The sequence below is a fragment of the Falsiroseomonas stagni DSM 19981 genome, from assembly GCF_900114315.1.
Lineage (GTDB): Bacteria > Pseudomonadota > Alphaproteobacteria > Acetobacterales > Acetobacteraceae > Falsiroseomonas > Falsiroseomonas stagni.
The window spans coordinates 32,860-57,740 of sequence record NZ_FOSQ01000006.1 but is presented as its reverse complement, the minus strand read 5'-3'; the positions used below and the strand labels follow the sequence as shown (position 1 = coordinate 57,740).

Genomic DNA, 24,881 nt, shown 5'->3' with positions numbered 1-24,881 from the left:
AATCGCCGCATGAGCCGCCCTGTCGCGCTGGTGACGGGCGCACGCCGCGGCATCGGCCGCGCATCCTGCGTGGCCCTGGCCCGCAAGGGCTACGACATCCTCGGCTGCGACCTGGCCGAGGATGGCTTCGCCGAGACCGCGGCGGCCGTCGAAGCCGCCGGCACGCGCTTCGACTGGACGCTTTGCGATGTCGCGGATCTCGATGCCGTCGCCGCCATGGTCGCCTGGGCGTGGGAGGCCGGGCAGGGGCTGGAGGCGCTGGTGAACAATGCCGGTGTCGGCGCCATGCAGCGGGGCGACATCCTCGATGTCACGCACGCAAGCTGGGACCGCTGCATGGACATCAACGCCCGCGCGCCCTTCTTCGTGACCCAGGCGGTGGCGCGGCGGATGGTGGCGGAAGGCGCGCCGCAGCGTGGCAACCGTGCTGTCGTCTTCGTCTCCTCCGCCAACGCCCTGATGGCGTCCCCCGACCGCACCGAATACACCGCCAGCAAGACCGCCGTCAGCATGGTGGCGCGCTGCTACGCTTTCCGCCTGGCGGAGGACGGCATCCCCGTCTTCGACATCCGCCCCGGCGTCATCCGCACCGACATGACGGCACCCGTTGTGGCGAAATACGAACAGCGCATCGCCGATGGCCTGTCCCCCATCCGCCGCTGGGGCCAGCCGGAGGATGTCGGCAACGCCATCGCCGGCCTGGTCAGCGGCGCCATCCCCTTCAGCACCGGCGACGCCTTCCACATCGATGGCGGCCTGCACATGCACAAGCTGTGAAGCTCGACGCTTCCCTGCTGCGATTCGAGGACGCGGCCATCGGCCTGCAATTCGAGACCGGCGGCATCGTGGTGACGGAGGCGCATATCGTCGCCTTCGCCGGCCTCACCGGGGATTTCTTCGACATCCACATGGATGACGACTACGCCCGCGCCCTCGGCTACCCCGGCCGTGTCGCGCATGGCCTGCTCGGCCTCGCGCTGTGCGATGGCCTCAAGAACCGCGCGCCGGTGAAATTCGCGGCCATCGTGTCGCTGAACTGGCGATGGAGTTTCGCAGGCCCGATCCTGGTGAATGACCGCATCGCCGCCCGCATCACCGTGCTGTCGAAACGCGCCACGAAGAACCCGGCCCGCGGCATCATCACGCTGGGCTTCGACCTGCTGAACCAGAAGGATGAGGTCGTGCAGCGGGGTGAGAACGACCTGATGGTCCACACCCGCGCTGCGCCCTGAGGCGACGCTACCGCGCCGCCTTGCGGATGTTCCACGCGATGATGATGCCCGGCATCGCCAGCACGTCGCTGATCCGTGGCGTGACGGCGGATGGCAGGTACCACTGGCCGAAGGGCACATAGGGCACCAGCCGGTACGCGCTGGCATGCAACTCATCCAGGATGCGCTTCCGCTCCTCCGCCGTCGCGGCATAGGGGAAGCTGTCGATCAGCGCCTGGTGCGCCGCGTCGCAGGGCCAGCCCGGCCAGGCCGCATCGCAACTCGCCGCCATCGGCACATTGCCCACGGGATCACTGGCGCCGAGGCCGTTCCAGAAGGTCAGGCCGATATGCCAGCCACCCTCCGCCGGCGGCCGCCTATTCGCCCGCCGTCCGGCCATGGAGGCGAAATCCGTCGCCTGCACATCCGTCCGGAACCCCACCGACTGCATCTGCTGCGCCAGCACCAGCGTCGCCGCATGCATGAAGGGGTTGTCGGTGGGGTCCATGATGACGATCGGCGCGCCATCATACCCGCTCTCCCGCAGCAATTGCCGCGCCCGCTCCCGCGCCGCCGGCGAACCCAGCCCCGCCGGCACGCCCGCATTCGTCTCCTGCGGCGACCCGCAGACGAAGAAGGCGTGGCACACCTGGTACAGCGACGGCTCCGGGAACATGGCCTGGAGGAATTCCTCCTGGTTCACCAGCTGCATCAGCGCCTGCCGGGCGCGCGGGTCGTTGAAGGGCGGGTGGATGTGGTTCATGCGGATCATGCCCGGCGCGCCGAGCGTGTTGGTCCGGATGATCCGCATCCCGCGCCGCTGCAGCAACGGAAGAAAGTCCACGCCGGGGCTCTCGATGTAGTCGAGTTCCCCCTGGATCAGCGCCAGCGCGGAGGTCTGCGCATTGGCGATGTTCAGCCATTCCACGCGATCGACATGCGCGACCTTGCCGCCCGCCGTGCCGGAAGCAGGTTCCCGCCGCGGCACATAGGCCGGGTTGCGCCGGTAGACGACGGTGCTGCCCGGCACCCATTCCTCACGCACGAAGATGAAGGGCCCGCTGCCGATGGTGTCACGGATCGCGGTGAAGGGGTCGGCCGCCGCGATGCGCGCCGGCATGATGGCCGGCATGTTGCCCGCAGGCTTCGACAGCGCATCCAGCATCAGCGCATAGGGCCGGCGCAACTGCCACACGATGGTCCGGCCATCCGCATCGGCGGCCAGGCTCGTGGTGATGGCGATGATCTGCCGCCCATGCGGATCCCGCGCGCCCCAGCGCCGCAGGGACACCACCACATCCTCCGCCGTCACCGGCGCGCCGTCATGGAAGGCCAGGCCCTCGCGCAGCGTGAAGCGCCAGGTCAGCGCGTCGGCCGAGACGCTCCAGGCGCCGACCATCTGCGGCTGCGGCCGCTGCTCGGCATCCCGACCGAACAACTGATCGTAGATCATCTGGGCGTGGGAGGAGACGACGCCGGCGGTGGTGTTGATGGGATCGAGCGTCTGGAGGTCCGCATTCGGCACCATCCGCAGCACGCGGTCCGGCGGTACCGTCTGCGCCTCCGCCCCCGCCGTCATCAGCGCCAGCGCGACCGCCAGCCAGGTCTTCTTCATGCGTGCTCTCTCCCGATCGTCATTCCAGCCGCGCGCCTTCCGGCACGCGCATGCCGCGCTGCACCGCGGGCCTTTGGCCCATTCGTTCGAACCAGGCGGCAAGATACGGTGTCGCGGCCAGATCGCGTTCCGCCCAGTGATGCTTCGCCACCCAGGGATAGGCCGCGACATCCGCGATGCTGCATTCCACGCCCGCAAGATACCGCACCGCGGCCAGCCGGCCCTCCAGCAGCCGGTAGACGCGATCCACCAGCGCGGTCGTATGCGCCCGCGCGGCTTCCGGCTTCTCCGGCGCCAGTTCGGTCCAGTGATGCGCCTGCCCGGTGAAGGGGCCGAGCGAGGTCAGCGCCACCATCAGCCAGGACAGCGTCGTCGCCCGGTCCTCCCCCCACAGCACGCCGTGGCGTTCCGCCAGGTGCAGCAGGATGGCGCCGCTTTCGATGATGGCGCGCCCGTCCTCCACCAGGATCGGGATCTTGCCATAGGGATTCAGCGCCAGGATCTCGGGCGCGAATTGTTGACGCGCACGGATGTTCACGCCCGTGACGGCGTAGGAGAGGCCGCATTCCTCCAGCATGATGGAGACGCGCTGCGAATTCGGCGTCGCCCATCCGTAGAACTGCAGCATGCTGGCCCCGCGACCGTGTCGCGGGACCCTGCCACCATGCCGCTGGCAGGCGCAAGTCGCGCGCGGTCAGCCGATGGCGGCGCGCGCTGCGGCGATCCAGCTTTCCGGCCGCAGCAGCCGGCTGACTTCGCCGAGTTGCTGGGCCAGCCGCGCGGGGTCCGCCGCCGCCAGGTCTTCGCAATTGTGATAGCCGATCTGCGCCAGCCGGTGGCGCATGCCGGGGCCGAGTTCGCGGATCGCCGAGAGGTCAGTGGTCGCGCGCGCCATCGGCTCTTCAGGCGGTGCGTCCGGTGGCACCTCCGCCGCGGCAACGAGGTCGATCGCGGCCGGTGCATCCGCCGATACGTCGATCGCCGCTACGCCGATGGGGTCGTCGCCAGTGGGTGCATCCTCGCCGATGGCTTCAGCGGCGATGGGCTGCGCGATGACGGGCTCATCGGCAACCGGCTCATCGATAGCCGGCTCATCGACTTTCGGCTCGATGACGCCGGGCTTGGCGACGATGAGCGCGCCGTCCGGCGGACCATCGGCGATGGGGCTCTCCGCCGCAGCCGCCTCGGCCGCTGGAATGTCCGTCACCATCGGCTCCGCCGCCGGCGCCGCATGGTCCTCGACGGGCAGCGGGACCTCCGCCACCGTCGGTGGAAGCGGTTCCGGTGGCGCCAGGGCGCGCTCCGCCTCCACCAGGCTGGCGAAGACGGATCGCGGTGCCGCCGGCGCCGCCAGGACCGGCGGCGCGGGCGCGTCGGCCACGGTATCCGTGGCGCTGTCGGGCGTCTTCGCGCCGGCGGGCAGCACCCGGGCGGCGCGCAGCGCCTCCCGGTTCGCCCGCAGCGCGGCGCGCAGATCGCCGCGCTGGGCCACGCGCGCGGCCCGGTAGGCTTCCAGCGCCGCGCGGCCACCCAGGCCGCGCGCCGCCTGTTCCCGTTCCACCGTCACGGCGCGCGCGGCGCGCGTCAGGCCGCGGCCGCGGCGGGGTCGGTCGTCAGGCCCACTGCCTCAGCATACTTCAGGTAGGTCTCGACGGAGGCCACCACCGCGCGGATCTCGATGGCGATGAGCTCGATGCCCACCAGCGCCACGCGGATGAAGGCGTCGACGACGACACCCTTGTCGAGGATGCGGTCGATCACCTCGGCCAGGGAGGAGGATGCGAGGCTCTTGTTGATGGTCATCGGGCGACTCCGTGTTGGGTTTCGCACCGCCCCGACATCCGGGATGGCGCCGCGCCGCCCGCTCCGCGGTGGCGACGCCCGGCATTGTCATCGCGCCACATTGCGGAACGGTTCACGCGGAGGCCGTCAAGCGAAAAAGACGCGATCATCATGAATGGGCCGGCACCGTCCTGTCAGGACCGATGCATCGCCGTCAGGAAGGCGGACAGCACGGCGCGGTAGCCCGACACCGCTTCCGCCAAGCGCACCTTCAGCGTCGCCGCATGCACCATCAGCTCCGCCGGGGACAGCCCCGCATCCTCGATCGGGATGTCGCTCACCACGTCGCGCCGCGCGTCATGCGTCTCGAAGAAGCGCAGCGCCTCCTCCAGCTCGTTGAAGGTGGCGACATGGAACTGCCCGGCATTGCCATGCGTCTCCCCCAGCACGCGGATATCGGCGACGAAGCCGCCTTCATCCGTCTCGTACAGCCGCAGCTCATGCCACTGGTTCGCGCCCGCGCGTTCACCGCTGTGGTGGCTGACCAGGCGGCCCGTGAAGCTCAATGGCCGCGCGCCGCTGCGGCGCAGCGTGAAGCTGCCTGCCGCCGCCGGCCGGTCGGCGCGCGCCAGGCCGGCGCGCGCGAAGGCTGGCGCCGGGTCCCGCAGGCTCACCTTCTCATCGACCCCATACGCCTCGTAGACGCCGATGGGCTCATGCACATTGATGACGTTCATCGTGGTTCTCCTCAGGGGGCGGGATGGCGGGATGCCGTCCGGCCTGGGTCGTTCTCCGGCATGGGATCCGCCGGTGCCGCCAGCGGGCCGAAGCTCGCCGCCAGCAGGTCCCGCCACACGGCGCGCAGCCGGGGCGCCACGCTTGCCGCTTCTGCCAGCGCGGCGCGGGAAGGGCCTGGCGCTGCGGCCTGCGGCACCAGCGCCGCCGGCGGCAGGTCCCGCAGCGGGTCGTGGCCGTGCAGGAAGCGCAGCAGCGTCGGCGCATCGCCCGCCGCCAGCGCGTAGCAGCGCTCCTCCGCCCCCGCCGCATCCCGCAGCCGGTGGCGGATGGCGCAGACGAAGCCGCCGGAAGCTGCCTCATGCAGCGTGACGCAGGACGCCACCGGCAGGTCCGGCGGTGCCGCCTCCATCCGCGCCAGCAACCGTCCCTGGAAGCCGAGTGGCCGGCGCCCGTGGCGCGGCAGCAGGATGAAGTCGAAGCCGGCGGCTTCCTCCGCCATCCCGGCCTCCGGCGCCGTCATGCCGGGGTATCCGCGTCCAGCACGAACAGCACCTCGCCCAGCAGCGCGCGCCATTCGCGCGTCACCACCTCCGCCCGCCCGCGCAGCGCCGCCGCGCGCAGCGCCACCTCCACGCCGGACAGCCGCCGGTCGGAGGCATCGAAATCCACGCTGAGGTCAGCGAGCGGGTCGAAGGCCTCCAGCCAGTCCAGCGCCTCCGCCAGGTCCGGGAACAGCTCCGCGCGGTGCACATCGGCCGCGTCCCCGTCCGGACGGTGGGTGCGCAGCGCCACCGCGACCTCCCGCGATCCCGCGATCTGCCAGACCTCGACCTCATGCCAGGCGATGCAGCCCGTCGCGCGGGAATGGCCCCCGGTCAGCAGCCTGCCGCGCAGCCGCACCGGCTTCGCGCCGCTGACCCGCAGCGTCACCGGCCGTATGGCCGTATCGGCTTCCCGCGGGGCGGGCGGCCCTGCGGTGCCGGCCTGGTCCAGGATCGCCACTGACACCATTGCCAACCTCCTGTTGCCCCGCCCTTGTCGGGGCCTGGCGCGACCCTGTCGGCACGCGTCGCAGTATCCGCAGGGCCTACACCGGCCGCCGTGAAGCGGCGGTTAAGGTCATGCCGCGCGGGCTGGCGCGGCCGGCGCGGCGCCGGCCGCATCGCTCGCCAGCGCCAGCGCCGTCGCCACCGCTTCAAGCTGCCCGATGACGGTGCCGAGGCTGTCCAGCAGGGCCGGCGTCTCCGCGCCGAAGGCCGCGGGCAGGGCAGGGGGCACGGGCCCTGCGCTGGCCTCCGCCAGGCTCTCCGCCGCCGCCAGCAGGGCGGATGCCGAACGCCCCACCGCGCCCAGGTGGTCCAGCGCGTGATGCAGTGCCGGCGGCGCGTCCTGGCCTGCCATGGCCGCCATCAGCCGCCCTGCCGCACCCTCCGCCGGGGGCGGGGGAGTCGCCAGGTCGCGCAGCGTCACCACCTGGCGAGCCAGTTCCGCCACCACCTCCTGCCCCGGCCGGGTGGCGTCCTGCATCAGCCTTGCCGCGGCCTCCACCGCGCCGGCGCTCTCCTCCATCCGCTCCCGCGCCGTGCCGGCGGCCTGCGTCAACTGCGTGGCCAGCGCCACCAGTTCCCCGGTCGCCCGGGTGCGGGACGCGGCTTCCGCCTCCGCCTCCCGCGCCAGGCGCCCGGCGAGGTCGGTCGCCGCCGCCGTGACGGTCGCGCCCGCCGCCGCCGTCGCCTCCGCCAGCCCTTCCAGCCGCGCGGCCGGCGCCGCGAGCGCCGCCGCCACCTGGCCCGCGACCTCGTCCGCCATCAGGGCCGGCAGCGCGCCCAGGCCCGTCTCCAACTGTTCCGCCACGGCGGCCGACAGCGCCGATGCCTGGGCCGAGAGGCTGTCCTCCAGCCGCTGGTCCAGCGCGTCCCCGATACGCCCCGGTAGCCCTTCCAGCGCGGAGAGCCCGGCCTCCAGCCGGTCCCCAGTCGCCGCGCCGCCTGCCTCCAGACGTTCGGCGACGGCCGCCGGCAGTGCCGCCAGCCGGTCCGCCAGGGCCGCGGAAACGGCCCCGGCCTGCGCCACGCCAGCCGCCGCCAGGGCCGGCTCCATCCGTGCCGCCACGGCCCCGGGAAGGCCCGCCAGCGCCTCCGCCAGGGCGCCCTCGACAACACCCGTCAGGGCGGCCGTCACGGCCTCCGCCTGCGTGGCCGTGGCCGCCTCCAGCCGCTCCGTCACCACGATCGAGACAGCGTCGGCCACCGCGACGCCCTGCGCCGCCGTCGCCGTTGCCAGGCCGGCCTTCACCCGGTCCGCGATCGCGCCCGGCAGCGCGGCGAGCCCGGCGCCGACCCGCTCCGCCAGCCTTTCGGCCACCGCGGCCGAGACCTCCGCGCCCTGCGCGGCGGAAGCGCCCAGCAGCGCCGCCTCCACCCGGTCGCCCACCTGTCCTGGCAGCGCGACCATGCCCGCTTCCAGGCGTTCCGCCGCCACGGCCAGGGCCAGGCGCCCTTCCTCCAGCCGGGGGGCCAGCATGTCGGCGACCTTGTCGCCCAGCGGGGCGGGCAGGGTGGCCAGCAGCGCCGTCTCCACACGCTCCCCCACCAACCCGGGCAGGGCCACCATGCCGCCTTCCAGGCGCTCCGCCGCCACGGCCAGGGTCACGCGGCCTTCCTCCAGCCGCGGTGCCAGCATCGCGGCGACCTGCGCGCCGGTCTGCGCGGGAAGCGCCGCCAGCGCTTCCTCCAGCCAGGCGGCGCGCCCGGCGCCCTCCACGCGGCTGCTGGCCAGCACCGCTTCCAGCCGCACCGCGAGGGGCGTGATGGTGTCTTCCACCCGCGCGGCCGCTTCCTCCCCCTGGCGCAGCACTTCCGCCGCCACCGTCTCCGTCGCCGCGGCCACGCGCGCTTCCAGCCGGGCCGCCGCCGCCTCCGCCCGGGCCTCCGTCTCCTCGGCGATCCGCGTCATCACGGCGCGGGCCTGCGCGGCTTCCTCCGCCAGCGTCGCGGCCACGGCCGCGACCGCCGCCCGCATCGCCTCCGCCGGCGGCGCGGCATCCCCTGCCGCCTGAAGCCGGGCGAGCAGCGCTTCCAGACCCTCGCCCGCGCGGTCGATGCGCGCGGCGGAGGTGCCGAGCCGCGCTTCGGTCCCCCGCGCCAGGGCCTCCATCTGCCGTGCGGAATCCTGCGCGCTGGCCAGGGCGTTGCCGATCGCCGCCTGGTCGCCCGCCGCATGGCCTCGCGCCGCATCGCGCGCCGCGCCGCCGGCCAGCGCGGCCAGCGCCGCCGCCAGCGCCAGCCCCGCCGCCAGCAGCAGCCGCAGGTCCACGGGGCCGGATCGCCCCTGTTCGCGCAGCGCCGCCACGGTGCCGTCCAGCCGCTGCACCAGCGATGTCAGCACCAGGGCGGGCGGCGCTTCCTGCGCCCGCCGGTCCTCCGCCGCCGCCACCGCTTCCAGCCTGGCGCGCGCGACGCGCGCCGGCAGCGGCAGGTCCGCGCCCTGCAGCAGCGCCGCCACGCCGCGCAGGTCATCCACCAGCGCGCCGCGGTCCCCCGCCGTCAGCGCCGCCACCAGCGCGGCCGGATCGGCCGCCGCCATGGTCCCGCCCGCCGGCATCACCGGCTGCGGCCGCAGCACCGCCCAGCCCAGCAGCGCCGCGCTGGCCAGCGCCGTCCCGCCCGCCAGCCAGCGCCCCAAATCCGTCCCGCCGGGAACCCGCATCGGTATCGCCCCTCAGAGCAGACGGCCCAGCGGGCCGAGATCAAGGTTCAGTTCCTCCGGCCGGATGCCCAGCCGGTCGCACAGCGTCTCCACCGCGCCGCGCAGTTGCATCAGGCCAAGGCCGAGCCGCTCCGCCTCCTCCGCCGTCACCGTGCCGGCCTCCAGCCGCCGCAGCGCCTGGCCTTCCATCAGCCGGCGCACCAGTTCGACAAGCGTCAGCACCAGGCGGGCGAGGTCCTGTTCGATGGTGGCGGGATCGAGCGCGATGCGCGCCAGGGGCTCCAGCGGCTGCACCAGGGGTGGTGCCTCCCGCAGCGGCGGTTCCTGCCATCCGATCATCGCATCCCCTCCGGCCGCGCCGTGGTCAGGCAGGCCGCGCGGTCGACGGAAGCGAGCAGCGCCCGCAGCCCGACATGCACGAGGTCCACGCCCGCCAGCGACAGCACGATCTGCCCGTCCACCACCACGCCGGTGTCCAGCAGCCGGTCCAGCACATCGACCAGCGCCTGGGGTTCCGCCCCCAGCGGCGGCAGCGGCGCCTTCAGCCCGTCACGCATGCGACAGCGCCGCCCGCGCATAGGCGTAGGGCGGCCAGGGCCCCACCAGCCGCAGCGCAATCCCCGAACCGTCCAGCTCCCGCGCTGCCTCGGCCAGGTCCTCCATCAGCGCGGGCATGTCGGCGCGCCGCACCAGCGCCGTCATCGGCTCCGGCATCAGATGCGCATGCCGGCCGAGCCTGGCCGCGACATCCCGCGCCATCATCGCCGCGCGTGCCGCGCGCGCTTCCGCCAGCCGCTTGTCGCGCGACCGGGCCAGCAGGAAGGCCGTGCCCGCCGCCGCGTCCCGCGCGCGCCGCGCCAGGTCGCGCAGGTTCTCGTCATGCGCGTCCAGCCAGGCGGCGTGGCGCGCCGGGTCTTCCTCCAGCTTCGCGGTACATTCCGCGCAGCCCTCCACCTGCGCCAGTGCCGCCAGCAGCGCCTCCTCCCGCGCCGCCAGCCAGGCGGCCAGCGGTTCCTCGCCGGAGAACAGCGCCCCGAAGGCCAGCGGCAGCACCGCCCCCGGCAGCGAGGCGACGACGGCGTGATGCGCCGCCGCGCGTTCGGCGACCCAGGCGGGATCATTCCCGCGGCAGCCCGGCCCGGGCTCGAAGGGTGCCCGCGCCACCCGGCTCGCCAGCGCGGCACAGCCGCCCGCCCGCACCAGGAAGAAGCCCGCGCCCGGCAGGATCGCCTCGACATCGCTCGGCAGCGCCGTCTCCGGCGGCACGACCGCATAGGCGTAGAGCGCCTCCATCACCGGGCCTCCGGCAACAGCAGCCGGCAGGCATCGCGCCCCACCAGCGCGGCGCGCCGCACCTCGCCCGCGCCCGCCAGGCTGTGCAGCAGCCGATAGGCCTCGGCGGCTTCCGCGAAGCGGCCGGGATCGGCTTCCGGCCCGGTGTGGTCGGGGTGCAGCCGCCCGGCGATGCCGCGCCAGCGCCGCTGCAATTCGGCCGGCGCCACCGCATCCGGCAATTCCAGCAGGCTCCACGCCCGGTCGATCGCATCCGCCGGCACCGCCGCCACGCGGGCCGCGGCGAAGGACAGGGGCGGCAGCGGCCCCCGCAGATCCGCCGCCACATCCTTCGTCAGCTCGCCCGGCATGGCGAAGAGAGCCGCCTCGATCGCCGCCTCCCCCCCCGCCGGCACGCGCACCGTCAGGCCCACGCCCGTATCCTCCGCGACCGGTGAGGCCTCCGCCACCGCCAGCACGCGCCCCGTCAGTGCCGCCCGCAGCGCCGCCAGCCGCGCCATGCGCACTTCCGCCAGCAGGCCGGACACCGTGGCCGCCATCGCCGCGCGGCCGAGGCCCCGGAGGCTGTCCCGCGCCGGCCCCAGCACGCTGTCCGGCGACCAGCGCAGGATCACGTCCCATTGATGCGTGCCGCCGTGATCCGCCAGCGCCCGCGCGGCGGCTTCCGCCTGTGCCGCCAGCAAAGCGGGCCAGGTCTCCGCGGGCAGGGTCGCCGCGCCGGGATCGGCGGGCAGGAAGGGCCCCGCCATGCATCCCGCTTCCAGCCGCCGCTGCAGCGCGGCGAGCTTCTTCAGCAGCCCCGCGCGATCCTTCGCCAGCAGCAGCGCCTGCGCCGGTGCCTCCGCCTGCTGCATCAGCGCGGCGATGCTGCCCGCGCGCAGCAGTGTCATGGGCGGCCCCGGCAGTGCTTCCATCCGCGCCAGCAGCGCGCCCGCATCCCCGCCCGGCGCGATGCCGAGCATCCGCAACTCCGCCGTCATGGCGCATCCCCCCGTGTCGTTGCCAGTGCTGCCTCGAAATGCGCGGCGGAGACCACCGCGCCCATCGGGTCCGCGGCCTCTTCCATCGCCGCCAGTGCCGCGCGCCGGCACAGCCCCGCCAGATCCGCGCCCACCATCCCGTCGCTGGCCTGCGCCAGCGCATCCAGATCCACATCCGCCGCCAGCGGCATCCGCCCGGCGTGTAGGCCGAGGATGGCGCGACGCGCCGCCGTGCCCGGCGCTTCCATCCGCACCACCAGGTCGAAGCGCCCGGGCCGCAGCAGCGCGGGGTCCATCGCCTCCGCCCGGTTGGTCGCGCCCAGCACCACGATCCCGGGCGGGTCCGATATCCCGTCGAGTTCCGCCAGCAGCGTCGCGACCATGCGTTCCACCGTCGCGCCATCGCCGCCGCCGCGCCTGCCCGCGATGCAGTCGATCTCGTCGAAGAACACGAGGCAGGGCCGGGACTGCCGCGCGCGGTCGAAGACCCGTCTCAACGCCGCCTCCGACGTGCCCTGCCAGGGGGAGAGCAGCTCCGCCCCCCGAACCGCGATGAAGGCGATCCCGGCCTCCGCCGCCAAGGCGCGGGCCAGCAGCGTCTTGCCCGTGCCCGGCGCGCCATGCAGCAGCACGCCCCGCGGCGGCCGCAGTCCCATGCGCGCGAAGGCGCCGGGATGGCGCAGCGGCCACAGCACCGCCCGTTCCAGCGTGCCGCGCAGCGCCTCCATCCCCGCCACGTCGCCCCAGCCGCCGCGCGGCATCTCCAGATGCGATTCCCGCAGCGCGCTCGGCACGATCCCGGCCAGCGCCTCCGCGAAATCCGCCTGCGTCACGGCCAGCCCGGGCGCGATTTCCGCCGCCTCCAGCGCCCCCGCCCGCCGCAGCGCCGCGATCGCCGCTTCCCGGCACAGCGCCGCCAGGTCCGCGCCCACATACCCCGCCGTCAGCCCCGCCAGCACGCCGAGGTCGACATCCCCGGCCAGCGGCATCGCCCGCGTATGCACGCCGAGGATCTCCCGCCGCCCTTCCTCATCCGGCGGATCGACCCGGATCTCCCGGTCGAAGCGCCCCGGCCGGCGCAAGGCGGGGTCGAGGCTGTCGGCCATGTTGGTCGCCGCCAGCACCACCACATCGCCCCGCGCGCCCAACCCATCCATCAGCGTCAGCAGCTGCGCGACAATGCGCTTTTCCACCTGCTTCTCGCCGGACAGCCCATCGCGGCGCGGCGCGATCGCATCCAGCTCATCGATGAAGATGATGGCGGGCGCTTCCTTGCGCGCACGCTCGAACACCGCCCGCAGCGCGCCCTCGCTGGCGCCGTAGTAGCGGTCCATGATCTCCGGCCCGTTCACGGCGATGAAAGCGGCGCGGCTTTCCGTCGCGACGGCGCGCGCGATCAGCGTCTTGCCCGTGCCCGGCGGCCCTACCAGCAGCACCCCGCGCGGGGGCGAGATGCCGAGCCGCGCGAAGGCATCGCGATGCCTCAGCGGCAGCTCCACCACCTCCCGGATCCGCTCCACCACCCGCGACAGCCCGCCGAGGTCCTCATACCGGACGGCGCCCGCGGCTTCAGGTGCCGCCGCGCCTTCCAGCACCACCGCCGTCGCGCCATCCACCATCGCGGGGCCGCCGGGCTGCACGGATTGCACGCGCAGCTCCGCCTCCCGCCCGCCGGGCAGGGCGATGCGGATCGTATCCCCCGCCGCCAGCGGCATGCCTTCCAGCGCGCGTCCCAGGGCGATCAGTCCCGGCTTGATCGCGGGGCCTGCCAGCGTGACGCGGCCCGCGCGCGGCACGGCCCCCGCCGCGCGCACCGTCACGGTTTCCCCCAGCGCCGCACCCGCATTGCCGCGCGTCACGCCATCCAGCGCGATGCGCCCGCCACCGCGCTGCACCACCGGCAGCGGCAGCGCCCGCGCATGGGCGGTGCGGCGTCCCTCGATCGCCAGTACATCGCCGATCCGGCAGCCCAGCGCCGCCATCGCCGCCGGATCCAGCCGCGCGATGCCGCGATTGGCGTCGTCGATCGTGGCGCCGATGACGCCGAGCGACAGCGTGCTCATCCCCGCGCAGCCCGGATCGCGGCGAGTTCCGCCAGCTGCTCGGCCTCCGCGGCCTCGAACTGCTCCTCCGTGATCTCGCCCGCTTCCAGCCTGCGTTCCAGCGCCAGCAGCGCGGCCTCCACCCGGCGCGGATCGTGCCATTGCTGGTCCACCGCCTGCGCCACCTGGTTCGCCACCCAGCCGATGCCGCCGATGGGGGCGGCGATCGGCAGGGTCAGCAGCGTGCGCAGGATGCCCATGGGTGCCTCACGCCGCCTGTGCCGGCGCGCCGAACCATTCGGCGCGCAGCGAGACGAAGTTGAAGGGCGGCACCGGGCCGACATAGCGGAACAGCAGCCTGGCACCCTGCTGCGCCTCCAGCGCCGCCACCGCGGCGTCGAAGCGCTGTTCGTCCTGCCGCCGCACCAGGAAGGCGCGGTTGGCGAACATCGCCTCATCCACCTCCCGCAGCGTCACCACCTGCGCGGCCAGGGGCGCGAGCGCCGCATCCAGCGCCGCGGCCTCCGCCGCCCGCCGTGACGCCAGCGCGGCTTCCACGCGCCGGCCGAGCGCGATCCGGTCCTGGTAGGTTTCCTGCATCGGCCGCGTCGCCAGCCGGTCGCGCATGGCGCGCAGCGAAGGCTCCGCGGCCAGGATCTCCTCGAAGATCACGCCCTCCCGCCACGAGACGCGCAGCCCGAGTTCCACGCAGTCGCTGATCCCCGCCATGGCGTCGCGCAGCCTGATCGCATTCACCGCGAGGCACCGGGCCAGCGTCACCGCGCAGGGCGCCACCGTGCCGAAGCGCACCGGCAGCACATCCGCCGCCGCCGTCGCGCGTTCCAGCACGGCGGTATGCGTCAGCATGTGGCGCCGCGTCGGCGCCGGCCGTTCCGCCGGCGCCTGCGACACCAGGGCCACGAAGCCCGCCGCATCCATCGCCTCCACCGCCGCGCCGGCGACACCCTCGCCCAGCGGCGCGCCGCCCGGCGCCTGCATCCCGATGCCATAGAGCCACAACCCGCCGCTCATGCGCCCGGCTCCGCCCGCATCAGCCGTACTTCCAGGATTCCGTTGCGCAGCGCGTGGCTCATCCCCGTCGCCGTCACCGCGCAGGGCAGCGTCACCAGGCGGTGGTAGCGCGCGCGCCCCTGGCCGGTGATCTCCAGCGCGCCCGCCCGCACCGCCAGGGAGAGCCCTTCCGGCTCCACCCCCGGCAGTTCCGCGACGACGAGGATCGCCTCCGCTTCCTCGAAGACATCCACCAGCGGCTCCCGCGCCGCCGGCTCCTCCCTCCTCGGCTGGACGGACGGCGAGAAGCCGCCCTGCGCCGCGCCCTCCATCGTCCGCACCGAATAGCCGAAGGCGATCTTCCGCTCCCCGTCGCCGGTCTTGGCCTGGTCCGCGAGTTTCCCGAGCCCTTCCGCCAGCCCCTTCAGCCCCTCCATCATGCCCGCTATGGAGGCAACGGGATCGATGGCCGGCCGGTCTGCCCGTGCCTGTTCCGACATCGCCCGCGCGACGGAGAGCGGCCGCCGCGGCCCGCGCGCGCCGCTCATGCGCCGACCCCCGCCAGCCGCTTCTCCAGCAGCGCCACGCGTTCCGCCAGCATCGCATTCTCCTGCGTCAGCTTCTGGGTCTGGCCGGTCAGCGCCGCATCCGCTTCCCACCAGCGGATGCCCATTTCCAGCGCGCGATCGACGGAGGCGACGACCAGCCGCACCCGGATGGTCAGCAGTTCCACGCCGACAAGGCTGACGGAGATGTCGCCCGCCACCACGATTCCCTTGTCGAGGATCCGCTCCAGGATATCGGCGAGGGAGGAGCCGCCAACCGCGTGCTGCATGGGATCAGGCTTCCTCGCGCGCCTGGCCGCGCTGGAAGCGGCCCGTGCGCTTCCAGCGCAGGATGCGCCCGCCATTGTCCAGCGTGACCTCGAAGGCCGCGATCAGGTCATGCGTGCGTGGGATGGCGCGATGTTCCAGCATGTCGATCGCCACCGCCCAGCCATCCTCCGCCGGGTCCAGCCGCGCGACGGTGTCCGCCGGCAGGCCGGTGATCACCGTCATCTGCCGCTTCGCCGTCTCCACGATCTCGGTGAGTTCCATGGGGCTCGTTCCTCAATAGGTCATCGGCACGCCGCGGCGGCGCACCACGGGCGGCGGCTTTTCCGCCTGGATTGTCGGGGTCTCCGGCAGCGAGGGCGGTGCTGCCTCCTCCGGCACCAGCGCGCCGATGCGGGTGGACAGCGCGGCCATGCGCGCCATCACCTGCCCCATCGTCAGGGCCGCGGCCTCATGCTGCCGGCGCAGCAATTCCATCTGCCGAGACAGGCGCGACCGCCGCTGCGCCAGCAGCGCGAATTCCGTGGCGGCGCCTTCCAGCGCCGTCTCCACGCCCTGCCGCCGCGGGCGCGGCCGCGTGGTGGCCAGGCTGCTGCGCGGGCGGGCCATCACACCACCGGCCCGGCCACACGCGGCCCGCAGAAATGCTCCACCAGCCGCACCAGCATCTGCCGGTGCTTGGGGTCCGGCACGCCGGCCACCGATGGCTTCACCCGGCTGCCCAGCACATCCAGCACGATCTCCACGAAGCGCTCCTCCTCGGCCGAGGCGTCGATCCCCTGCGCCTTCGTCAGCCGCGCGATCATCACGGAGGCGCGCAAGGTCGGCCGGCGCGTCCATTCGCGGGAGATGCGGAAATCGCGCACCAGGTCCACGATCCGCCCGGCCTGGTCGGGATCGAGCCCCGACCGCGCCACCGCGATCGCCACTTCCGTGTCCCGGTCGAAGCCATCGAGGTCGATGGTCACCATCCGGTCCAGCAGCGCATCCTGCGCCTCCTCCGTCCCTGCATGGTCCTCGGGGTTGGAGGTGAAGATGGCGCGGAAATTCGGATGCACGCGGATCGCGGTGTCGCTGCCGCGCGCCTTGGGCAGCGCCAGCACGCGTTCCTCCAGCACCGTCAGCAGCACATTGTTGGCGGCCGGCGGCGCGCGGTTGAATTCGTCATAGACCAGCGTGCAGCCTTCGGTGCAGGCGACCGTCAGCGCGCGATCCAGCCAGACCGGCACCGTCTCCGTCTCCACCTTCATCACGCTTGTGATGTAGCGGTCGACCACGCGCCGCGTGCGGCTGCCGGATTCACGGCCGACCAGCGCCGCCGTGTCGAAGCTGGCATCGCCCACCAGCAGCAGCACCGGGCGCCCGAGCCGGTCCGCCAGGTCGAGCGCCGTCTTGGTCTTGCCGCTGCCCGCCGGTCCCCGGAAATGCACGGGAAACCCGGCATCCAGATAGGCGAGCGCGCGCGCCGCCAGCCTTTCCGTCGCCGGCGTGCGCACATGGTCGGGGCCCGGCTGCAACTGCAGCAGCCCCTCCGATTCCGCCGCCGCTGCGGGTTGGGGACGCGCCATGCTCTTCATGCTCCGCTGAGTTCAAGCGCGACGCCGCGCCGCCAGGCCATCACCACGGCGGCGTGGCGCGCGGGATCGTCGGTCCAGTCCAGATGCTGTTCCGCCAGCAATGCCAGGCGCGGCAGCGCTGCATCGCGGAAGCCACCACTCACCGCATCCTCCGCCGCCAGCGACAGTGCCGCGTCGGGCGCGAAGCCGCCGGCCGCCAGCAGGGCGGTACCGATGTCGCAGGCCGACTGCAGCGCGGGATGCACGACGATCCCGCCCAGCGCATGGCCGCTGGCCGCGCCGAAATCCGTGGCCAGCCCCGGTGCGATCCCGCGCCGACGCGCCGCCAGCTGCGCCAGCGCCGCCACGCTGCGCGCCAGGGCCGAAGCCGCGTGCGGCGCCGGCCCCGCCAGCGCCAGCCCATCGGCCCAGGCCAGCCGGGGCATGGCGCCCGGCGCTTCCGCCGTCGGCCACAGGGTGATCGCGCATTCCGCCAGCGGCACGGCGCCACCCTCGAAATCCATGGCTTCGGCGAGCAATGTCCAGAGGCGCCCGAACGCCGCGCGCGCCGCCGCCAGGTCCGGCTGCAGCACCAGTTCGGGGCGCAACCCGTCACGCAGCGCCACGCGGCAGGCCAGGCCCGCCAGGCCGCGGAACGCCGGGGGCAGCGTGACCTCCACGCTGCCGCTGCCCTGCCCGGAGGACCGGATGCTCCGCGTGCCGAATTCCATGCGCGCCGTGGCCTCCTGCCACTTGCGGCCCGCCTTGATCGCCGGGCCTAGCAGCATGGCTAGCAGGGCAGTGGTTTCGCCTTCGTGAAGATGCGGGACAGGGCAGTTCGCTTCCCATCCTGGCAGTCTTGCAGGCACTTTGCCGCGAATTCATGCGATGCGACGTCGCGGTACCCCACTGGGAACCGATCCTTAAGTCTCCTCTCGCCATGATGGCGGCGGCCACCGTCGCTGACGGGATGCCGGGCGATGCCGCCGGGCGTTGGTGTGACGTCCACGGATGTCCACGTGGCAGGGCCGAGAAGGGAAGCCGACGCATGGCGAGCATCCGAGCACATATCTGGAACGGGCGCCCCACGCCCTGCGAGCATGATGCACTGCCGCTCGCGCGCATCGGCTCCGTCCAGCCGCATGGCGTGATGATGGTGGTGGTGCCGGAGACCGGCATCGTCGAGCATGTCAGCGCCAATGTGCAGGACATCCTCGGCATCCCGCCGCAGGCGGTGCTCGGCCACTCGCCCGCCGTCGCCTTCCGCGATGGCGAAAGCCTCGCCAGGATCGGGGAGATCCTGCGCCCTGGGCGCCGCTACTTCGACAACCCGACGCAACTCGTCGCGCAGGGCAGGCGGTTCGAGGCCATCTGCCACATCCGCGAAGGCCGCCTCTTCATCGAGATCGAGCCCTATGTGGAGGCCGAGCACGACTACCAGACGATGGTCGCGACGGCCCTTGATGCCGTCGCCCGCCAGACCACCGTGCAGGGGCTGTTCGAGGCCGCGGCGAAGATGATGCACTTCGTCACGCGGTATGACCGCGTGAAGCTCTACCGCTTCCTCGCCCATGGGCACGGCGTTGTCGCCGCGGAGTTCCATGCGCCGGACAGCAAGCTGCCGCATTCCTTCCTCGGCTATCACTTCTCCGCCTCCGATGTGCCGGAGAATGCGAAGGAGATCCTGCGTACCGGCAAGACCCGCCAGAAGCCGACGCAACGCGGATCCGTGCCCCTGCTGACCATGGGAAGCGGTGGCGAACCGGTGCCGAGCGGCGATGCCGTCGACATGACGGATTGCTGGCTGCGCGGCATCCATCCCTGCGACAACGGCTACAACCGCAACCTTGGCGTCGGCAGCAACATCATCTTCCCCGTCAACATCGACAACAATGTCTGGGGCCTCTTCGTCGTCCACAACAAGGACGAGAAGTTCCTGAACTACGACAGCCGCGCGGTCATCGAACAGCTCACCATGATGTTCGCCTCCCGCCTCGTGGAGCTGGAGGCGCAGGAAGCCCGCATTGCGGATCGCCAGCGGCTGAGCGCCGAGATGATCGCGACCGTCGATGGCAGCCAGGCCATGCTCGCCGCCGCGGCGGCGATGCGCGGCGACCACCTGACCAGCGCAAGACTGCATGCGATGCATGCGGTGTCCCGCCATGTCGCGGCGCTCGCGCCCACCTATGTCTCGATCAGCGGGGTGGAGGTCGCGGCGGCGGGGCGGGCGGAGGACCGCTTCTCCTCCGACCTGCTGCGCCTTGCGGATGCGGATGGCGCGGCCGTGCTGCGCGCCGGTCCTGCCGGGCATGTCCATCTGGTCGGCGCGACGCCGGATGCGCTGACGGTGCGCGGCATCGCCTCCCTCTTCGGATCCCGCCTGCCCAGCTTCGACAGTTCTGAATGGCGCGTCTTCGCCACTGATGCGCTGGGCGACTACACCCCGGCAGGCCCGGAACTGCGCGCGGTGGCCAGCGGCCTGCTCGCCGCCCCCATCGGCCACCGCGGCGACATGATCATGTGGTTCCGTCGCGAACGCATCGTCGATGCCGTCTGGGCCGGCCGCCCGCCGAGCGCGGCGGAGTTGAACAGCGAGAAGATGTTCAGGCCCCGCGACGATTTCGCCGCGCATCGCGCGCCGCTGGCCGGCGCGTCGCGTCCGTGGCTGGACCAGGAGATTCTCCTCGCCGCGCAATTCGCCAGCGCGATCGGCGACATCTGGTCGCGCCAGGCGCGGGGCGTCTCCGCCCCCGCCTCCGACCAGCCCGGCGATCCCGTTGTGGTCGATGTCCGTTCGGAAGCCGATCTCTTCGCCCCGCGCGGCGCGGGCACCCTGCCGGCCACGCTGCCTGCCGCCCCCGGCAGCCGCTGGCATTCCCTGGCCTGAGGAGACCCGCCATGTCCATCAATGTCTCCGTCCAGGCCAGCGGTTCGCAGGCCTCCGTCACGCTTCGCGGCGTGCTCGACAGCATGAGCCAGGCGACGCTGAAGCAGCAGCTCGAACCCGTGCTCGCCAACGGCGCGGTCACGCAGATCCGCCTCGACTTCGCGGGTGTCCAGAGCATGGAGGCCGCGAGCGCCGGCATGCTGATGATGCTCAGCCACACGGCGAAGTCGAAGAACAAGTCCGTCGGCATCGTCAATGCCAACCCGGCGGTGCTGTCCCTGATGCACAAGGCCAATCTCGGCAAGGTGCTGCAGATCCAGTAGCAACGGCCGGAGGCCATCATGGACGGCATGTCGATGGTTGCCGGTGCCGAGGGTTCCGCGGTGGTGAATGACCGCCGCGGCAAGCCCCGGCCCGAAGGGGAGAAGGATTTCTCCCGGCTCGACTTCCTGTCCTCCCGCGTGCTGGCGGAATGCGCGGTCATCCGGGATGCGGGGGCCAAGCTCTCCAACACGCTCGAAGGCACGATGATGGAGGCCTGCTCGCTTTCCGTCAGCGCGGCGGAGACGTCGGACTTCCTGCAGCGCTCCCAGGCAGCGGGAGAGGCCCTGCTGGCGTCGACGCGGGATATGACGAGCCTGACCGATACGGCCCGCGCCCAGGCGGAGGATGCGGAGACCCGCGCCGCCGCCGGTGCGACCTCGATCGACGCGCTGGTTTCCACCTTCGGCACGATCGGGGAGTTCCTCCGCGGCATCAACAAGATCTCCGCCCAGACCAACCTGCTGTCCCTGAACGCGAGGATCGAGGCGACGCGCGCCGGCCAGCACGGCGCCGGCTTCGCCGTCATCGCGCAGGAGGTGAAGGTGCTGGCGGGGGAGGCCGGGACGCTCAGTGCCAACATCGAATCCCGGTTGCGCGACCTCGTCGCCGCCACTCGCGGTGTCCAGGCGGATTTCGGCGCCATCGTCGGTGCGGTGCATGGCGCCACCGCCACGCTGACGGACCTCCTCAACCGCCAGAAATCCCTCGCGGACCGCATCGGCGATGGCTGCAAGCAGACCGTCGAGGCCGCGACCATGATGGCCGGCGTGAACGATGTGATCACGCGCATGCAACTCGCGATCAGCGAGACGGGGGAGGCCTATGTCCAGCTCACCCGGTCGCTCGACACGCTCACCGTCTCCGCCGAAGGCGTGGTGCGCAACCGCGAGGGCCTGCTGACCGCCACGATCGAAACGCAGAAGGCGCTGACATGATGTCCATGGCACTGGCGGAAGCCCCGGTCTTTCCGGCCCTGGCCCCGCCGCTGACGCTCCGCCTGAGGCAGGAAACCCGCGACCTGCACGACAGGATCGAGGCGAATGCCCGCTTCGCGCGCCTCATGGCGCCCGACCTGACCCTGGCGGAATACCGCCGACTGGTGGCGCGCCTGCATGGCCATTACGCGCCTCTCGAAGCCGCGCTGGAGGGCATGGCGCATCGGCTGCCGGCCTGCCTGGCGCTGCACCGCCGCCTGAACCGCCGCGCGGCGCTTGCCGCGGATCTCAGCGCGCTCGGCTTCGCGCCAGACGACATCGCCGCCCTGCCGCGCTGCGAGGCGTTCGTCATCCGCAGCGTGGAACAGGCGCTTGGCGCGCTCTACGTGCTCGAAGGCTCGACGCTGGGCGGCCAGCTCATCGCACGTCATCTGCAAGCCACGCTCGGCATCGGTCCCGCCGCCGGCGCCGCCCATGTCGTGCCGCATGGGGCGGAGACCGGCACGCTCTGGCGCGATTTCCGCCTGGCGCTGGATGAGGGGGCGGAAGCCGCGCAATTCGATCCGGACGCCGTCATCGCCGCGGCCCGGCACGCCTTCGACAGGCTGGATCGCTGGGTTGCGGGCGCCTGATCCATGTCCCTTCTGCAGCGCCTGGAAGCGGCGGCCGATGCGCTGGCCGCCACCGCCGCCGCGCTGCCCGGCGCGCGCAGCCTGCCGATGGAGGATTGGCTGGCCCGCGCCGTATCGGAAGGCACGCTGCGCCGCCCCATCGCCTGGCGCAACACGGTGGTCCGCACGGCCACGCTGCGCCGCCTCCATGTCGAATACTTCGCCATCCCCGGTGAGATCGCGGTGCTGCATGCCTGCGCCTTCCCGCATCTCGACCAGGCGCTGCCGATCTACGGCTTCGATGTCATCGCCGGCCAGGATCGCGCCACCGGCTGCTTCCTCGACCTGTCGCCGACGGTGCAGGAGGCCGATCCGCTGATCGCGGCCTGGGCCGATGGGATGGAACCGCGGCGCGGCGCGCTTGGCGCCTCCCGCATCCTGCCGGAATGGACGGCCATCTTCTCCCCGCGCGTTGTCGCCGTGCGGCCCGGCGATGCCGCGGCCTTCGAGGCCGGCCTTGCCCTCGGCGCCGAAACCCTCGCGCAGCTTGTCGCCGCCACGCCCATTGCGCGATGCGACGCCGCCACCATGGCCGCGGCGCAGGCCCGCTACATCGAGGGCCAGCGCCGCAACGACCGCACGCGCCGCATGCTGGCCGGCTGCATCGGCGTGGACCTCGCCGATGCCTTCATCGCGGAATGCCTCTTCCCGCCCGTGCCGGCGGTGGAAACCGCCTAGCCGCGCGCCCGCCGCTCCCGCGCATTCCGCAGCAGCGCGATGCCGCGATACACGCCATGCACCATCTTGCTGTAGGGCAGCACGACGAACAGCGCGAGAACCAGGCCGAAATGCAGGGCCAGCATGCAGCCCATGGCGCCGGTATGCCGGACCGCCAGCAGCAGCAGGCCCGTCGACCCGATCAGGAACAGCAGGCCGAGCATCGCGAATTCGCCGCCCAGCAGCTTGCGCGCCACCGGCACGGGATCGGTGATCACCTTCACGCGCATCAGCCCCGCCGTGCCGATGCACAGCAGCACGCCGCCCCAGGTGCCGAGCTGCACGGGCAGGCTCAGGAAGGCGTGGGGCGACTTCCAGCCGAAGACATGGTGGTAGATGGCGCCCGTCGTTGTCGCCGCGAAGCACAGCATGAAGCCGTAGAACATCGCCTGGTGCAGCCAGCGCCGCTGCTGGGCGAAGCTGTCATCCACATCGTTGCAGCCATGCCCGCCACCGCCCAGGTTCCGCAGCGTCAGCACATCCACCGCGGCATCCGCCACGGGCGCCGGCGCGATCGGCCCGCCCAGCCCCCCGGTGCCCTTCAGGTAGCGCAGCGCGCCCATCGCCATGGCCAGGATCGCGAAGCCGAAGCTTGCACCCGCCAGCGTGTTGATCAGCCAGAGCGGGATGATGCGGAAGAAGGCCCCCGTGCCCGTCTGCGCGGTCCACAGCCGGGACGGATCGACCAGCGCCACCGCCAGCAGCAGCGCCAGCGTCACGAACAGTGTGGCGACGGCGACGACGACGGTGCCGTTCTTCTCGAAGGCGCGCCCCATCGCCGGCGGCCAGGCGTATTGCGCGTAGCTTTCCTGCCGGATGGTCGCGAAGGTGGCGGGGATGTTGATGGCGAAGGCGTGCGGCGGCGCGTACTGGCAGGCGTGGTAGCAGCCCTTGCACCCATGGCAGAGATTGGCGAGGTGCGTGAGGTCCGCCGTCGCGAATTCCCGCCGCGCCGCCATCGCCGGGAAGACGGCGCAATAGCCTTCGCAATACCGGCAGGCATTGCACACCGCCATCTGGCGCCGCGCATCCTGGTAGGCACCGCTCTCCGTCACTTCCGCCTCGCGCAGCAGCGCGTCCAGCTTGCTCATCTCAGTTGCGGACATGCTTCGCCGCTCCCTCTCCGGCCAGGCGGCCGAACACCGTGCCCAGCGTCATGCCGAAACCCGCCAGGTAGCCCTGGCCCAGGATGTTGCCGGACATGATCTCGCCGCTGGCGAACATGTTCCCGGAAGGCTTGCCATCCGCCATCAGCACGCGGGCCTTGTCGTCCACCTTCACGCTGAGGAAGGTGAAGGTGATGCCGGGGCGCAGGGGATAGGCGTAGTAGGGCGGCTTGTCGATGCGCCGCGCCCAATGGCTCTTCGGTGGGATCAGCCCCTCCGTGCGGCAATCATCGGGCACCATCGGCGTGAAGGTGCCGGGCACGACGGCGGCGTTGTAGTCGGCGATCACCTTCTCCAGCTTCGCCGCGTCCATCCCCGCCTGTGCGGCGATGCCCGCGATGCTGTCGGCCTTGTAGGGCGGATAGACGGACGGCAGGAAATTCATCACCGCCTTGCTGTCCGTGACGGCCAGCGCCACCTGGCCCGGCTGCTGCGCGATCAGGCGCCCCCAGATGGCATAGCGCTTCGGCCAGACATCCTCGCCCTCATCGTAGAAACGCTCGACATCGCGGTTCACCACCACGGCGAAGGGCACGCAATCCAGCCGCATGGCGAGCCCGCCATCCTCCATGGGTGCGCGCGCGTCATTCGCCACGGCGTGGAACTGCGTGGGATCGCCCACTTCCTGCACGCCCTGCGCCAGCAGATCCTTCAGCACGACGCCCTGGGCATAGGGCGTGCCGCGGATCTGGAAATTGTCCGCCGCATCGCCCCAGTATTCCCGCAGCCAGTTGCGATTGGCCTGGAAGCCGCCGCTGGACGCCACCAGCGCCTTGAAGCGGATGCGTTCGGGGAAGCCGGCATGGCTGACCACCGCCTCCGTCGCCCAGCCTTCCTCCACCTTGATGTGCTGCACTTCCGTGTCGAACAGCGTGACGATGCCAAGCCGCGCGCATTCCCGGTACAGCGCATTCACCAATGCCTTGCCGCCGCCGAGGAAGAACGCGTTGGTCCGTGACAGCGACAGCGTGCCTGACAAGCTCGGCTGGAACACCACGCCGCAACTCGCCAGGAAATCCGGCGCGTGCTGGCTCGCCCGGATGCACATCCGCGCCAGGTGCTCATCCGTCTTGCCCGCGGTCACGCGCTTGAGGTCGTCCCAGTATTCCTCCTCCAGGTAGCTGTCCGTCATCACCTGGGTCGGGCCGGGATGCATGGTGCGCAGGTTGCGCGTGTGCCGCGAATTGCCGCCGCGCAGCGGGGGAGGGGACGCCTCGCACAGGATCACGCTCGCCCCCGCCCGCGCGGCGGTGATGGCGGCGCAGAGCGCGGCATTGCCGCCGCCCACGACCAGCACGTCATAGACTCGGGAGAAATCGGGCATGGCGGCCCCTCGGACAGCTTCTGGGCGCCCTTGTATCCAACGGTATCCACCGATGTCCAGATAGCCGTTCCAATCCCGCCCCGCCCTG

At 72.4% G+C, this 24,881-nt stretch carries 30 protein-coding genes; 7 read left to right on the top strand and 23 right to left on the bottom strand.

Annotated elements, in window-relative coordinates:
* Positions 1 to 9: 9 nt before the first annotated feature.
* Both BM041_RS16165 and BM041_RS16160 read left to right on the top strand, forming a co-directional pair.
* The gene (locus BM041_RS16165) at positions 10 to 777 is read left to right on the top strand and encodes a 3-ketoacyl-ACP reductase (RefSeq protein ID WP_092960923.1); all 768 of its coding nucleotides are present in this window, start codon (positions 10 to 12) and stop codon (positions 775 to 777) included.
* Positions 774 to 1,232, top strand: a complete 459-nt coding sequence (locus BM041_RS16160; protein ID WP_245762122.1) for a MaoC family dehydratase — start codon at positions 774 to 776, stop codon at positions 1,230 to 1,232. Before BM041_RS16165 ends, BM041_RS16160 begins: the two co-directional genes overlap by 4 nt.
* 7 nt (positions 1,233 to 1,239) lie before the next feature.
* Here the strand turns inward: BM041_RS16160 and BM041_RS16155 are convergent, their stop codons facing one another.
* The 21 genes from BM041_RS16155 to BM041_RS16055 form a co-directional block, all read right to left on the bottom strand.
* Positions 1,240 to 2,826 (bottom strand): ABC transporter substrate-binding protein, encoded by a 1,587-nt coding sequence (locus BM041_RS16155; RefSeq protein ID WP_175533974.1) that lies wholly within the window; start codon positions 2,824 to 2,826, stop codon positions 1,240 to 1,242.
* A gap of 19 nt (positions 2,827 to 2,845) precedes the next feature.
* Positions 2,846 to 3,454 carry a glutathione S-transferase family protein gene (locus tag BM041_RS16150; RefSeq protein ID WP_092960921.1) on the bottom strand — a complete coding sequence of 203 codons (609 nt, stop codon included), beginning with the start codon at positions 3,452 to 3,454 and terminating at the stop codon, positions 2,846 to 2,848.
* 66 nt (positions 3,455 to 3,520) lie between these two features.
* A complete protein-coding gene (locus tag BM041_RS16145; RefSeq protein ID WP_092960920.1) occupies positions 3,521 to 4,393 on the bottom strand; it encodes a hypothetical protein in 873 nt (290 codons plus the stop codon).
* A gap of 17 nt (positions 4,394 to 4,410) precedes the next feature.
* A complete protein-coding gene (gene gvpA, locus BM041_RS16140; RefSeq protein WP_092960919.1) occupies positions 4,411 to 4,629 on the bottom strand; it encodes a gas vesicle structural protein GvpA in 219 nt (72 codons plus the stop codon).
* A 173-nt stretch (positions 4,630 to 4,802) separates the two neighbouring features.
* Positions 4,803 to 5,345: a hypothetical protein gene (locus BM041_RS16135; protein WP_092960918.1), complete on the bottom strand. Its 543-nt coding sequence runs from the start codon at positions 5,343 to 5,345 to the stop codon at positions 4,803 to 4,805.
* An 11-nt stretch (positions 5,346 to 5,356) separates the two neighbouring features.
* A complete protein-coding gene (locus BM041_RS16130) occupies positions 5,357 to 5,866 on the bottom strand; it encodes a hypothetical protein (RefSeq protein ID WP_092960917.1) in 510 nt (169 codons plus the stop codon).
* The gene (locus tag BM041_RS16125) at positions 5,863 to 6,357 is read right to left on the bottom strand and encodes a hypothetical protein (RefSeq protein ID WP_092960916.1); all 495 of its coding nucleotides are present in this window, start codon (positions 6,355 to 6,357) and stop codon (positions 5,863 to 5,865) included. Before BM041_RS16125 ends, BM041_RS16130 begins: the two co-directional genes overlap by 4 nt.
* A 108-nt stretch (positions 6,358 to 6,465) precedes the next feature.
* Complete coding sequence (locus BM041_RS31870) at positions 6,466 to 9,054, bottom strand: hypothetical protein (RefSeq protein ID WP_092960915.1); 2,589 nt, start codon at positions 9,052 to 9,054, stop codon at positions 6,466 to 6,468.
* 12 nt (positions 9,055 to 9,066) lie between these two features.
* On the bottom strand, positions 9,067 to 9,393 hold the full coding sequence (locus BM041_RS16115; RefSeq protein WP_092960914.1) for a gas vesicle protein K: 327 nt from the start codon (positions 9,391 to 9,393) through the stop codon (positions 9,067 to 9,069).
* Positions 9,390 to 9,611 (bottom strand): gas vesicle protein, encoded by a 222-nt coding sequence (locus BM041_RS16110; protein ID WP_175533972.1) that lies wholly within the window; start codon positions 9,609 to 9,611, stop codon positions 9,390 to 9,392. The genes BM041_RS16115 and BM041_RS16110 overlap by 4 nt, the downstream gene beginning before the upstream one ends.
* Positions 9,604 to 10,347 carry a GvpL/GvpF family gas vesicle protein gene (locus BM041_RS16105; protein ID WP_092960913.1) on the bottom strand — a complete coding sequence of 248 codons (744 nt, stop codon included), beginning with the start codon at positions 10,345 to 10,347 and terminating at the stop codon, positions 9,604 to 9,606. Before BM041_RS16105 ends, BM041_RS16110 begins: the two co-directional genes overlap by 8 nt.
* A complete protein-coding gene (locus tag BM041_RS16100; protein WP_092960912.1) occupies positions 10,347 to 11,327 on the bottom strand; it encodes a J domain-containing protein in 981 nt (326 codons plus the stop codon). The genes BM041_RS16105 and BM041_RS16100 overlap by 1 nt, the downstream gene beginning before the upstream one ends.
* Positions 11,324 to 13,390, bottom strand: coding sequence for an AAA family ATPase (locus BM041_RS31865; protein WP_092960911.1), 2,067 nt, complete (start codon positions 13,388 to 13,390; stop codon positions 11,324 to 11,326). Before BM041_RS31865 ends, BM041_RS16100 begins: the two co-directional genes overlap by 4 nt.
* Entirely contained in the window at positions 13,387 to 13,629 is a 243-nt protein-coding gene (locus BM041_RS16090; protein ID WP_175533971.1) for a gas vesicle protein GvpG, read from the bottom strand. The genes BM041_RS31865 and BM041_RS16090 overlap by 4 nt, the downstream gene beginning before the upstream one ends.
* Before the next feature lie 7 nt (positions 13,630 to 13,636).
* Positions 13,637 to 14,401 (bottom strand): GvpL/GvpF family gas vesicle protein, encoded by a 765-nt coding sequence (locus tag BM041_RS16085; RefSeq protein WP_092960910.1) that lies wholly within the window; start codon positions 14,399 to 14,401, stop codon positions 13,637 to 13,639.
* On the bottom strand, positions 14,398 to 14,928 hold the full coding sequence (locus tag BM041_RS16080) for an Hsp20/alpha crystallin family protein (RefSeq protein WP_092960909.1): 531 nt from the start codon (positions 14,926 to 14,928) through the stop codon (positions 14,398 to 14,400). The genes BM041_RS16085 and BM041_RS16080 overlap by 4 nt, the downstream gene beginning before the upstream one ends.
* Positions 14,925 to 15,215 (bottom strand): gas vesicle protein GvpJ, encoded by a 291-nt coding sequence (gene gvpJ, locus BM041_RS32160; protein WP_092960908.1) that lies wholly within the window; start codon positions 15,213 to 15,215, stop codon positions 14,925 to 14,927. Before gvpJ ends, BM041_RS16080 begins: the two co-directional genes overlap by 4 nt.
* Positions 15,216 to 15,219: 4 nt before the next feature.
* Positions 15,220 to 15,477 carry a gas vesicle protein GvpO gene (gvpO, locus tag BM041_RS16070; protein WP_092960907.1) on the bottom strand — a complete coding sequence of 86 codons (258 nt, stop codon included), beginning with the start codon at positions 15,475 to 15,477 and terminating at the stop codon, positions 15,220 to 15,222.
* Between the two features lie 12 nt (positions 15,478 to 15,489).
* Positions 15,490 to 15,822, bottom strand: coding sequence for a hypothetical protein (locus BM041_RS16065; RefSeq protein ID WP_092960906.1), 333 nt, complete (start codon positions 15,820 to 15,822; stop codon positions 15,490 to 15,492).
* Positions 15,822 to 16,781, bottom strand: coding sequence for a gas vesicle protein GvpN (gene gvpN / locus BM041_RS16060; protein WP_175533970.1), 960 nt, complete (start codon positions 16,779 to 16,781; stop codon positions 15,822 to 15,824). The genes BM041_RS16065 and gvpN overlap by 1 nt, the downstream gene beginning before the upstream one ends.
* Positions 16,782 to 16,786: 5 nt before the next feature.
* A complete protein-coding gene (locus tag BM041_RS16055) occupies positions 16,787 to 17,557 on the bottom strand; it encodes a hypothetical protein (protein WP_092960904.1) in 771 nt (256 codons plus the stop codon).
* A 260-nt stretch (positions 17,558 to 17,817) separates the two neighbouring features.
* On the opposite strand from BM041_RS16055, the gene BM041_RS16050 reads away from it, so the two are divergent.
* The 5 genes from BM041_RS16050 to BM041_RS16030 are packed head-to-tail and all read left to right on the top strand — an operon-like array spanning position 17,818 to position 22,264.
* Positions 17,818 to 19,656, top strand: a complete 1,839-nt coding sequence (locus BM041_RS16050; RefSeq protein WP_175533969.1) for a GAF domain-containing protein — start codon at positions 17,818 to 17,820, stop codon at positions 19,654 to 19,656.
* 11 nt (positions 19,657 to 19,667) lie between these two features.
* Positions 19,668 to 19,979: an STAS domain-containing protein gene (locus tag BM041_RS16045; protein WP_092960902.1), complete on the top strand. Its 312-nt coding sequence runs from the start codon at positions 19,668 to 19,670 to the stop codon at positions 19,977 to 19,979.
* A gap of 27 nt (positions 19,980 to 20,006) precedes the next feature.
* On the top strand, positions 20,007 to 20,915 hold the full coding sequence (locus BM041_RS16040) for a methyl-accepting chemotaxis protein (RefSeq protein ID WP_175533968.1): 909 nt from the start codon (positions 20,007 to 20,009) through the stop codon (positions 20,913 to 20,915).
* Positions 20,912 to 21,547, top strand: a complete 636-nt coding sequence (locus BM041_RS16035) for a biliverdin-producing heme oxygenase (RefSeq protein WP_092960900.1) — start codon at positions 20,912 to 20,914, stop codon at positions 21,545 to 21,547. Before BM041_RS16040 ends, BM041_RS16035 begins: the two co-directional genes overlap by 4 nt.
* Before the next feature lie 3 nt (positions 21,548 to 21,550).
* Entirely contained in the window at positions 21,551 to 22,264 is a 714-nt protein-coding gene (locus BM041_RS16030; RefSeq protein ID WP_092960899.1) for a hypothetical protein, read from the top strand.
* On the opposite strand, the gene tcuB is transcribed toward BM041_RS16030, so the two are convergent.
* Entirely contained in the window at positions 22,261 to 23,409 is a 1,149-nt protein-coding gene (tcuB, locus tag BM041_RS16025; protein ID WP_217648739.1) for a tricarballylate utilization 4Fe-4S protein TcuB, read from the bottom strand. The genes BM041_RS16030 and tcuB overlap by 4 nt on opposite strands.
* Positions 23,396 to 24,793, bottom strand: a complete 1,398-nt coding sequence (gene tcuA, locus BM041_RS16020; protein WP_092960897.1) for an FAD-dependent tricarballylate dehydrogenase TcuA — start codon at positions 24,791 to 24,793, stop codon at positions 23,396 to 23,398. Before tcuA ends, tcuB begins: the two co-directional genes overlap by 14 nt.
* Between the last annotated feature and the right edge of the window lie 88 nt (positions 24,794 to 24,881).

Excerpts from the sequence above, each read along its gene's own strand:
- BM041_RS16045 (WP_092960902.1), top strand. The coding sequence starts at position 19,668 with ATGTCCATCAATGTCTCCGTCCAGGCCAGCGGTTCGCAGGCCTCCGTC.
- BM041_RS16100 (WP_092960912.1), bottom strand. The coding sequence starts at position 11,327 with ATGACGGCGGAGTTGCGGATGCTCGGCATCGCGCCGGGCGGGGATGCG.
- tcuB (WP_217648739.1), bottom strand. The coding sequence starts at position 23,409 with ATGTCCGCAACTGAGATGAGCAAGCTGGACGCGCTGCTGCGCGAGGCG.
- BM041_RS16155 (WP_175533974.1), bottom strand. The coding sequence starts at position 2,826 with ATGAAGAAGACCTGGCTGGCGGTCGCGCTGGCGCTGATGACGGCGGGG.
- BM041_RS16055 (WP_092960904.1), bottom strand. The coding sequence starts at position 17,557 with ATGCTGCTAGGCCCGGCGATCAAGGCGGGCCGCAAGTGGCAGGAGGCC.
- BM041_RS16130 (WP_092960917.1), bottom strand. The coding sequence starts at position 5,866 with ATGACGGCGCCGGAGGCCGGGATGGCGGAGGAAGCCGCCGGCTTCGAC.
- BM041_RS16085 (WP_092960910.1), bottom strand. The coding sequence starts at position 14,401 with ATGAGCGGCGGGTTGTGGCTCTATGGCATCGGGATGCAGGCGCCGGGC.
- BM041_RS31865 (WP_092960911.1), bottom strand. The coding sequence starts at position 13,390 with ATGAGCACGCTGTCGCTCGGCGTCATCGGCGCCACGATCGACGACGCC.
- BM041_RS16135 (WP_092960918.1), bottom strand. The coding sequence starts at position 5,345 with ATGAACGTCATCAATGTGCATGAGCCCATCGGCGTCTACGAGGCGTAT.
- BM041_RS16065 (WP_092960906.1), bottom strand. The coding sequence starts at position 15,822 with ATGGCCCGCCCGCGCAGCAGCCTGGCCACCACGCGGCCGCGCCCGCGG.
- gvpN (WP_175533970.1), bottom strand. The coding sequence starts at position 16,781 with ATGGCGCGTCCCCAACCCGCAGCGGCGGCGGAATCGGAGGGGCTGCTG.
- BM041_RS16035 (WP_092960900.1), top strand. The coding sequence starts at position 20,912 with ATGATGTCCATGGCACTGGCGGAAGCCCCGGTCTTTCCGGCCCTGGCC.
- BM041_RS16040 (WP_175533968.1), top strand. The coding sequence starts at position 20,007 with ATGTCGATGGTTGCCGGTGCCGAGGGTTCCGCGGTGGTGAATGACCGC.
- BM041_RS16105 (WP_092960913.1), bottom strand. The coding sequence starts at position 10,347 with ATGGAGGCGCTCTACGCCTATGCGGTCGTGCCGCCGGAGACGGCGCTG.
- BM041_RS16150 (WP_092960921.1), bottom strand. The coding sequence starts at position 3,454 with ATGCTGCAGTTCTACGGATGGGCGACGCCGAATTCGCAGCGCGTCTCC.
- BM041_RS16115 (WP_092960914.1), bottom strand. The coding sequence starts at position 9,393 with ATGATCGGATGGCAGGAACCGCCGCTGCGGGAGGCACCACCCCTGGTG.
- BM041_RS16090 (WP_175533971.1), bottom strand. The coding sequence starts at position 13,629 with ATGGGCATCCTGCGCACGCTGCTGACCCTGCCGATCGCCGCCCCCATC.
- BM041_RS16080 (WP_092960909.1), bottom strand. The coding sequence starts at position 14,928 with ATGAGCGGCGCGCGCGGGCCGCGGCGGCCGCTCTCCGTCGCGCGGGCG.
- gvpO (WP_092960907.1), bottom strand. The coding sequence starts at position 15,477 with ATGGAACTCACCGAGATCGTGGAGACGGCGAAGCGGCAGATGACGGTG.
- BM041_RS16110 (WP_175533972.1), bottom strand. The coding sequence starts at position 9,611 with ATGCGTGACGGGCTGAAGGCGCCGCTGCCGCCGCTGGGGGCGGAACCC.
- BM041_RS31870 (WP_092960915.1), bottom strand. The coding sequence starts at position 9,054 with ATGCGGGTTCCCGGCGGGACGGATTTGGGGCGCTGGCTGGCGGGCGGG.
- BM041_RS16125 (WP_092960916.1), bottom strand. The coding sequence starts at position 6,357 with ATGGTGTCAGTGGCGATCCTGGACCAGGCCGGCACCGCAGGGCCGCCC.
- BM041_RS16050 (WP_175533969.1), top strand. The coding sequence starts at position 17,818 with ATGGCGAGCATCCGAGCACATATCTGGAACGGGCGCCCCACGCCCTGC.
- BM041_RS16165 (WP_092960923.1), top strand. The coding sequence starts at position 10 with ATGAGCCGCCCTGTCGCGCTGGTGACGGGCGCACGCCGCGGCATCGGC.
- gvpA (WP_092960919.1), bottom strand. The coding sequence starts at position 4,629 with ATGACCATCAACAAGAGCCTCGCATCCTCCTCCCTGGCCGAGGTGATC.
- gvpJ (WP_092960908.1), bottom strand. The coding sequence starts at position 15,215 with ATGCAGCACGCGGTTGGCGGCTCCTCCCTCGCCGATATCCTGGAGCGG.
- tcuA (WP_092960897.1), bottom strand. The coding sequence starts at position 24,793 with ATGCCCGATTTCTCCCGAGTCTATGACGTGCTGGTCGTGGGCGGCGGC.
- BM041_RS16030 (WP_092960899.1), top strand. The coding sequence starts at position 21,551 with ATGTCCCTTCTGCAGCGCCTGGAAGCGGCGGCCGATGCGCTGGCCGCC.